We start from the raw sequence: 6,189 nt of genomic DNA on the forward strand, positions 1-6,189 counted from the left end.
GCGCCTGACGGTTAACTCACACATATACCTATGTGAATGTACAGGCGCACAGGATGTAATCGCTCCGGACAGCCAATCAGGACTGCGTCACGTTAATGCTTTTGAGTAAGGAGATATTGCCCTGCTGAATAAACGAGAAATCGACATGGTTGCCTGTTTTCAGGGCATTAATAGCATCGTCTGCATTAACAAAAGTAAAGCGCATGGTCATTGCAGGCCAGCCCACCGCTGGAATTGCTTCATGCGAAATGGTGATTTTCTTAGTATTCATATCAATGTCTTTAACGACACCGGTGCCCTTGATAACTTGCTGTACCGAAGCATCACTGGCAGTATTCATATCGCCATGCTGATGTGTTTCAGCATGAAGACCGGCAGAAAACATGACAGAGAAGGCACCAAATAAAACGGCTTTAAGTGAATTACGCATTTTAATTTCCTGATTAATTAAATAAATTTACTCTACCCAACCGCCACCCAGCGCGGTAAACAGATTAATTTCGTTAACCTGCCGGGAATAGGTAAGATCGAGAATGGTTTGCTGGGTAGCGAAGAGGGAACGTTCTGCATCCAGCACTTCGATGTAACTGACAGCACCACTTGCATACAATCCTCTGGCACGCTGGAGAGTTATCTGAAGTGAATCAAGATAACGCTGCTGTGACTCAAGTTGCTGGCTAAGGCTGTCGCGCAGCGCAAGCGTGTCGGAAACATCCTTAAAGGCTGACTGAATTTTTTGTTCGTAATTAACCACCGACTGTTGCTGGCGAATTTCAGCCAGCTTCAGATTGGCTTTATTCCTGCCAGCATTAAATATAGGAATTTCAATTTTAGGGATAAAATTCCACATTCCACTTCCTGACGTAAACAGGCTGGACAGCTCCGTACTGCTTGCGGAAAGACCACTGGTCAGGGTAATTGAGGGGAAAAAGGCCGCTCGCGCTGCGCCAATATTGGCATCAGCCGCTTTCAGCTGATATTCCGCTTCCATAATATCCGGTCGCTGCAGCAAAATTTGTGAAGACAGATTTGGTGGCAATTTTACTGGGGCTATCTCCCCGCCTTTCATCCCTTTTTCTGACGGAAGTGCGCGGTACGTTCCCAGCACCAGTTGCAGGGCATTGTTTGCCTGAGCCAGATCGCCTTCTCGTTTGGCTATTTCGGCGCGGGTACTTTCGATTTGTCCTCGCGCCTGTTCAAGTGCCAGAACGTTCGTACTCCCGGTCACGAGCTGCTGCTCAACGAAAGCATAGGACTGTTGATAATTTTTCAGCGTTTCCCGCGCAATACGAAGTTGTTCGTACGCCAGTTGCTGGCTGAAATAGCTTTGTGAAACGTTGGATACCAGCAGGATGTGTACGGCCCGACGGGCTTCTTCGCTGGCAAAGTAGTTCTGGCGATCAGCATCACTCATGTTCTTAAGTTTGCCGAAAAAATCGAGCTCATAGCTGAGCTCCAGTCTCGCGTCGTACTCCTGTGTGGTCGGCTTGTCACCTTTCAGACCACCGCTGTATGTTATCCCGGATGAGGCATTCAGCTGGGGATAACGATCTGCATCCGTGACGTTGAACTGGGCTCGGGCCTCTTCAACCTTCAGGGCAGCCATTCTCAAATCACGGTTATTAGTCAGAGCTTCACCGATCAACCGGGTAACCTGGGGATCGACAAAAAAGTTACGCCAGCCCGTATCCTGATAGCCATTTACCGCTGGCGTCAGGCTGTTATGGGACAGTGAAAACTGCTGGGGTACCGGTGCTGCGGGCCGCTGATATTCAGGCGCAAGCGACACGCAGCCTGCCAGGATGAATATCGTGCTAATGCTGAGTAATTTTAATTTGAACATAACGCTTCTCGTCCAGGCAGACCTGGTAAATGGTTCAAATGAAGTCCAGAGTATTGATAGGGGTACTTTACCTAACGCTCTCTGTTTGCCGGGTGACAGGATAATGACAATGTTGTCATTTTTGCTGTAATCCGTTGATAACGATCGTGGGCGCAATAGAATGACATTAGCAGCCAGCCGGGGAGCAAGATGAAAATATTGATCGTCGAAGACGAAATTAAAACAGGTGAATATCTCAGCAAAGGGCTTACAGAGGCAGGGTTCGTAGTGGATCACGCTGATAATGGTCTTACCGGATATCATCTCGCCATGACAGCCGAGTATGATTTAGTCATTCTGGATATCATGCTACCTGATGTGAACGGCTGGGATATCATCCGCATGCTGCGCACTGCCGGAAAGGGTATGCCGGTCTTACTGCTGACAGCCCTCGGCACGATCGAACATAGGGTCAAAGGACTGGAACTGGGTGCGGACGATTATCTGGTTAAACCCTTTGCGTTTGCCGAACTGCTCGCCCGGGTGAGAACCCTTCTGAGGCGGGGAAACACGATGATCACGGAAAGCCAGTTTAAGGTGGCTGACCTCTCGATTGATCTCGTATCCAGAAAAGTCAGTCGCGCCGGAAACCGCATTGTGCTCACCAGTAAAGAGTTCAGCCTGCTGGAATTCTTCATTCGCCATCAGGGAGAGGTTCTTCCCCGCTCCCTGATTGCCTCTCAGGTCTGGGACATGAATTTTGACAGCGACACTAATGCGATCGATGTCGCAGTAAAGCGACTCCGCGCTAAAATAGACAACGATTACGAGACAAAGCTGATCCAGACAGTCCGGGGCGTGGGCTACATGCTGGAGGTCCCGGATGCATAGCAAACCTTCCAGACGCCCTTTCTCACTCGCTCTGCGGCTGACCTTTTTTATCAGCCTGTCCACGATACTGGCTTTTATCGCATTCACCTGGTTTATGCTGCATTCTGTTGAAAATCATTTTGCCGAGCAGGATGTCAGCGATCTTCAACAAATCAGCACCACACTGAACCGTATACTGCAGTCCCCGGTGGATCCGGATGATAAAAAAATAAGCAAAATAAAGGAATCAATTGCCAGCTACCGCAACGTTGCCCTTTTGCTCCTCAATCCCAGGGGGGAAGTGCTCTTTAGCTCAGCTCAGGGGGCGGCACTACGCCCGGCAGTGAATTCAGCAGATTTTAGCGAGCACAGCCGCGCACGGGATGTCTTTCTCTGGACGGTGGAGGATCCTGCGGGACCGATGGATACCGGGTCCGAAATGAAGATGGAAACATACAGGATTATCGCCTCCTCTGGTCAGGCGATATTTCAGGGCAAACAGCAGAACTATGTCATGCTGACTGGCCTATCCATTAATTTCCATCTCCATTACCTCGATGCGCTGAAAAAGAACCTGATTGCTATTGCCGTCGTGATAAGCCTGTTGATTGTTCTGATCATTCGAATCGCTGTCCGTCAGGGGCACCTGCCCCTTCGTAATGTCAGCAATGCCATTAAAAACATCACCTCCGAGAATCTTGATGCGCGACTGGAACCGACACGCGTTCCCATTGAGCTGGAGCAACTGGTTATCTCGTTCAATCATATGATTGGAAAGATTGAGGATGTCTTTACCCGCCAGGCCAATTTCTCTGCCGATATCGCGCATGAGATCAGAACGCCCATCACCAATCTGGTGACGCAGACTGAAATCGCACTGAGTCAGGATCGAACACAGAGGGAACTTGAGGATGTCCTCTATTCCAGTCTTGAAGAGTATAACCGGATGACCAAAATGGTCAGCGATATGCTGTTCCTGGCACAGGCAGATAATAATCAGCTGATACCTGACAGGGTCATGTTTGACCTCAGAGCGGAAGTCATGAAAGTCTTCGAGTTTTTCGAAGCCTGGGCCGAAGAACGCAATATCACGCTCAAATTTAACGGGATGCCCTGCCTGGTTGAGGGAGATCCACAAATGTTCAGAAGGGCGATCAATAATCTGTTATCCAATGCCCTGCGTTATACCCCGGAGGGACAGGCAATCACCGTCTCAATAAGAGAGCAGGAGAGCTTTTTTGACCTTGTGATTGAAAATCCGGGGAAACCAATCCCTGAAGAGCATTTATCAAGGTTGTTTGACCGTTTTTATCGGGTGGATCCGTCCAGACAACGAAAAGGAGAAGGCAGCGGCATCGGCCTTGCGATTGTGAAGTCAATCGTGGAAGCACATCACGGAAGAGTGCAGGTGGAATCGGACGTACACTCAACGCGTTTTATCTTATCCGTGCCCAGACTGGAGAAAATGATTCCGGACACCCAGTGCTGGGAATAAAGATTTAAATGACAAAGATGTCATTAGCCTGTCATGCAGCAAACAGAAGCCATTCGATATAATTAGTGCAACTTATCAGGAAGGCTGGATTGCTTTATCAATATCCGGCGTCAGTGGACGCCAGGAAATGAATATCCAGTCCCCTCCCGGAGAAATAAACACTTCCGAACCTGTTTCAGTTATGGAACTGAAAACACCGGTTGTACTCCCCCGGACATCACTAATTAAGAAATGGAGAGTTATCATGAAAAATATCGTATTAGCATCCTTGCTGGGCTTTGGCTTAATTTCTTCGGCCTGGGCCACTGAAACCGTGAATATCCATGAGCGGGTCAACAATGCACAGGCACCTGCTCACCAGATGCAGTCTGCTGCGGCTCCTGTCGGGATCCAGGGGACTGCACCTCGTATGGCCGGTATGGACCAGCATGAACAGGCCATTATTGCTCATGAAACCATGACGAACGGGTCGGCGGATGCGCACCAGAAAATGGTGGAAAGTCATCAGAGGATGATGGGAAGTCAGACCGTTTCCCCTACCGGGCCGTCGAAGTCATTAGCGGCAATGAATGAGCATGAAAGAGCTGCAGTTGCCCATGAATTTATGAATAACGGTCAGTCTGGCCCACATCAGGCCATGGCCGAAGCGCATCGTCGCATGCTCAGTGCAGGCTGACGGCGAGGGAAGTATCTGTGCTGTCCTTATTTCCTTGATAGATTTTTCCGTAACCGGATATATGGCAACATCTTTGCCCCCTACAGGGGGCATTTTTATCAGATTCTGCTACAGTTAACGGGCATCAACGCTAAAAGGATATTTTTTATGAAAGCCAGAAACACTTTATTTGCAGTATTAATGTTATCCCTGCCAGCGATTTCAGCAGAACATTCAGAAATGAAAATGACTGATATATCTACCTCGGCTTCGTCACAGGAATATATGGCTGGCATGAAAGACATGCATGACAAAATGATGGCTGCCGTAAATGAGTCCGATCCCGACAAGGCTTTTGCGAAAGGCATGGTAGCGCACCATGAAGGGGCAATAGCAATGGCTGAGACCGAGCTCAAATACGGAAAAGATCCGAAAATGAGAAAGCTCGCGCAGGACATCATTAAAGCTCAAAAAGGTGAAATTGAGCAGATGAATAAATGGCTTGATAGTCAAAAGTAAACATTGTAGAAATGTCACGACAAGCGTGATTTTACATCGTTCCTGGGCGCGGGAGTCGGTTAATCTTTATATAATTCAAACCCGATTAATTTCGGGTTTTTACTACTCTGTACTCCGGTCCTTTGTTGAGGACCGGAATATATGCACCTGAGATGCTTATTTAATACATTATCTCGTCATGGATACAATGTCGCTCAGGATCTCAACCAGCTCGCTTCTCTCCTGCGTTCCGTCATGATAGGTTGATCTTGAGATGATTCTTTCTGATGTCATCTGAGGCCAGAATTTATCTAGTACATTATCGGGTTTCATTCCCACAGCCCGGCCGATTATTTTTTTAGCGTCACAGGTGTCCGTAAACGTGACGGCTACACCAGTAATTTCCTCGATAAGATCCGGGCACAGATAGTTTTCTATCTCACGTTTGCGCGTAGCGAAAAATACCTTACCGGCCTCCTCTACTTCTTTTTTACGCTTCTGGATGGACAGAACCTGTGCAGGGTCTCCCCCAATATCGGAGTCCAGAAATACGCACCAGGGAAGCCCCAGATCTTTGGCCAGATTCAATGTAACCCAGTGTTTGACGCTACCACACCCTCCTATGAGGACTGGCACTATTTTCACGTCCTCCAGAGAGGCTGGCAGCGCACCTGACTGTTTTAATGAACTGGCCGCATGCCTCAGGAAAGTAACATCCGACTTTCCCTCTACCAGAACAATCCCCTGCGCCCTTTCCATACCGGTCTCTGGCAGCACCCCCAGGCTTTCAGTGGCTTCCTTCAGCACTGCGTCATCCGGCATTTTTACTACGGGTTCACCCGCTGTCAC

7 protein-coding genes are annotated in these 6,189 nt (G+C 48.6%); 4 read left to right on the plus strand and 3 right to left on the minus strand.

The window, feature by feature from the left end:
- Nucleotides 1-76 precede the first annotated feature (76 nt).
- Entirely contained in the window at nt 77-430 is a 354-nt protein-coding gene (gene cusF / locus EA14781_RS11120; protein WP_001246155.1) for a cation efflux system protein CusF, read from the minus strand.
- A gap of 27 nt (nt 431-457) precedes the next feature.
- Nucleotides 458-1,843: a Cu(+)/Ag(+) efflux RND transporter outer membrane channel SilC gene (gene silC / locus EA14781_RS11125; protein ID WP_000475506.1), complete on the minus strand. Its 1,386-nt coding sequence runs from the start codon at nt 1,841-1,843 to the stop codon at nt 458-460.
- 189 nt (nt 1,844-2,032) lie between these two features.
- Here silC and silR point away from each other — a divergent pair, with 189 nt between their 5' ends.
- The 4 genes from silR to copM all read left to right on the plus strand — a co-directional run bounded on the left by silR (nt 2,033) and on the right by copM (nt 5,361).
- On the plus strand, nt 2,033-2,713 hold the full coding sequence (gene silR, locus EA14781_RS11130) for a copper/silver response regulator transcription factor SilR (protein ID WP_000697968.1): 681 nt from the start codon (nt 2,033-2,035) through the stop codon (nt 2,711-2,713).
- Entirely contained in the window at nt 2,706-4,187 is a 1,482-nt protein-coding gene (gene silS, locus EA14781_RS11135; RefSeq protein WP_000555736.1) for a copper/silver sensor histidine kinase SilS, read from the plus strand. Before silR ends, silS begins: the two co-directional genes overlap by 8 nt.
- 244 nt (nt 4,188-4,431) lie before the next feature.
- The gene (gene silE, locus EA14781_RS11140) at nt 4,432-4,863 is read left to right on the plus strand and encodes a silver-binding protein SilE (RefSeq protein WP_000790485.1); all 432 of its coding nucleotides are present in this window, start codon (nt 4,432-4,434) and stop codon (nt 4,861-4,863) included.
- Nucleotides 4,864-5,010: 147 nt separating this feature from the next.
- Nucleotides 5,011-5,361 carry a CopM family metallochaperone gene (gene copM / locus EA14781_RS11145; protein ID WP_000647570.1) on the plus strand — a complete coding sequence of 117 codons (351 nt, stop codon included), beginning with the start codon at nt 5,011-5,013 and terminating at the stop codon, nt 5,359-5,361.
- Between the two features lie 168 nt (nt 5,362-5,529).
- Here the strand turns inward: copM and EA14781_RS11150 are convergent.
- Nucleotides 5,530-6,189: TOPRIM nucleotidyl transferase/hydrolase domain-containing protein (locus EA14781_RS11150; protein WP_042335637.1), on the minus strand; the 660-nt coding region annotated here is incomplete at its 5' end.

It is taken from the genome of Escherichia albertii NBRC 107761 = DSM 17582 (assembly GCF_000759775.1).
GTDB classification, from domain to species: Bacteria; Pseudomonadota; Gammaproteobacteria; order Enterobacterales; family Enterobacteriaceae; genus Escherichia; species Escherichia albertii.